Here is a 2500-nt window from a genome sequence, read left to right on the forward strand (position 1 = left end):
ACATCATGAGAGAGATATTTTTCTATTTCTTACTAGGTTTGGCGGTGACTTACTCTCCCACGTCTTAAGACGCAGTACCATCAGCGCTACGGCACTTAACGGCTGGGTTCGGAATGGGGCCAGGTGTTTTGCTCGTGCTATGACCACCAAACCGAGAAAGAAATAGAGTTTTCCCATTATGGGAAGGGGGGTGTTGTCCAAGTCATGTACGACTGTGTGTTGTGTATGCTTTTGTCCGTAAAGCGTTGGTATTGGAACCTTGCTATTACTGGATCAAATCAAGCCTATCGAACCATTAGTACCAGTCAACTGAATGCGTTACCGCACTTACATCTCTGGCCTATCGACGAGGTAGTCTACCTCGGTTCTCAGGGATACCTTGTTTTGAGGGGGGCTTCCCGCTTAGATGCCTTCAGCGGTTATCCTGTCCGATCATAGCTACCCTGCACTGCTGCTGGCGCAACAACAGGTCCACCAGTGGATCGTTCACCCCGGTCCTCTCGTACTAGGGGCAACTCCTCTCAAGTATCCTACACCCACGGAAGATAGGGACCGAACTGTCTCACGACGTTCTAAACCCAGCTCACGTACCTCTTTAAATGGCGAACAGCCATACCCTTGGGACCTGCTCCAGCCCCAGGATGAGATGAGCCGACATCGAGGTGCCAAACACTGCCGTCGATATGGACTCTTGGGCAGTATCAGCCTGTTATCCCCGGCGTACCTTTTATCCGTTGAGCGATGGCCCTTCCACTCGGGACCACCGGATCACTATGGCCGTCTTTCGACTCTGCTCGACTTGTCAGTCTCGCAGTCAGGCTGGCTTCTGCCATTGCACTCAACGAGCGATTTCCGACCGCTCTGAGCCAACCTTCGCGCGCCTCCGTTACTGTTTAGGAGGCGACCGCCCCAGTCAAACTACCCACCACGCAGGGTCCCGGATCCGGATAACGGACCGCGGTTAGACATCAAGCAGAACAAGGGTGGTATCTCAAAGGAGGCTCCACGCAAACTGGCGTTCACGTTTCAAAGCCTACCACCTATTCTGCACATGTTGTGCCTGATGCCAATGCGAAGCTGTAGTAAAGGTGCACGGGGTCTTTCCGTCTAACCGCGGGAAACCTGCATCTTGACAGGTAATTCAATTTCGCTGAGTCGATGTTGGAGACAGCGGGGAAGTCGTTACGCCATTCGTGCAGGTCGGAACTTACCCGACAAGGAATTTCGCTACCTTAGGACCGTTATAGTTACGGCCGCCGTTTACCTGGGCTTCAATTCGGAGCTTGCACTCCTCCTTTTAACCTTCAGGCACCGGGCAGGCGTCAGACCCTATACGTCGTCTTGCGACTTCGCAGAGCCCTGTGTTTTTAGTAAACAGTCGCCACCCCCTGGTTTGTGCCCCCAGCCAATACTTGCGTAGAAACTGGGCCTCCTTCTCGCGAACTTACGGAGGTATTTTGCCGAGTTCCTTCAACATCGTTCTCTCAAGCGCCTTGGTATTCTCTACCAGTCCACCTGTGTCGGTTTAGGGTACGATCTAGCGGTGGAGCTATTTCCAGGAACCTCTAAGCAGCCCATTCAATCCAATAAGGATGAACTACCCTCGAGATCCGTCACTACCACCTGGCCCAGGAATATTAACCTGGTTCCCATCGACTACGCCTTTCGGCCTCGCCTTAGGGGTCGGCTTACCCTGCTCAGATTAGCTTTAAGCAGGAACCCTTGGACTTTCGGCGACAGGGTCTCTCACCCTGTTTGTCGCTACTCATGTCATCATTCTCACTAGTGATCTCTCCACGGGATCGCTCACACGCCCGCTTCATCGAAAGTTCCTCGCCTCCAATATCCCCGAAGGGATTAAGGAGGCATGGAACTATGTCACACTACGCTCTGCTACCATGCACTATGTGCATCCTAAGCTTCGGCTCATGGCTTGAGCCCCGTTACATCTTCGCCGCAGGACAACTTATTTAGACCAGTGAGCTGTTACGCTATCTTTAAAGGATGGCTGCTTCTAAGCCAACCTCCTGGTTGTTTTGGTCGTCCCACCTGCTTTCCCACTTAGCCATGAATTGGGGGCCTTAGCTGTAGGTCAGGGTTGTTTCCCTCTCCACTACGGACGTTAGCATCCGCAGTGTGTCTGCCATCTAGTACTCCCGGGTATTCGGAGTTTGGTTAGGATCAGTAAGCCTGTGGGGCCCCATTACCCATCCAGTGCTCTACCCCCCGGGGTATTCGGATGACGCTCTACCTAAATAGATTTCGCAGAGAACCAGCTATCTCCGAGTTTGATTGGCCTTTCACCCCTAGGCACAACTCATCCCGATCTTTTTCAACAGATGTGGGTTCGGTCCTCCAGTAAGTGTTACCTTACCTTCAACCTGGTCATGCCTAGATCACTCGGTTTCGGGTCTGATCCATCTAACTCATGCGCCCTATTAAGACTCGCTTTCGCTGCGCCTACACCTAACGGCTTAAGCTTGCTAGATAGACCAAGTCG

2 rRNA genes (1 of these 2 cut by a window edge) are annotated in these 2500 nt (G+C 52.5%); both read right to left on the reverse strand.

The features are described from left to right. Nucleotides 1–36 precede the first annotated feature (36 nt). Nucleotides 37–151, reverse strand: a 5S ribosomal RNA gene (gene rrf, locus PSJ8397_RS16630). A 123-nt stretch (nt 152–274) separates the two neighbouring features. Continuing rightward, a 23S ribosomal RNA gene (locus tag PSJ8397_RS16635) occupies nt 275–2500 on the reverse strand; it runs 677 nt beyond the window's last position.

It is taken from the genome of Pseudooctadecabacter jejudonensis (genome assembly GCF_900172275.1).
GTDB lineage: Bacteria > Pseudomonadota > Alphaproteobacteria > Rhodobacterales > Rhodobacteraceae > Octadecabacter > Octadecabacter jejudonensis.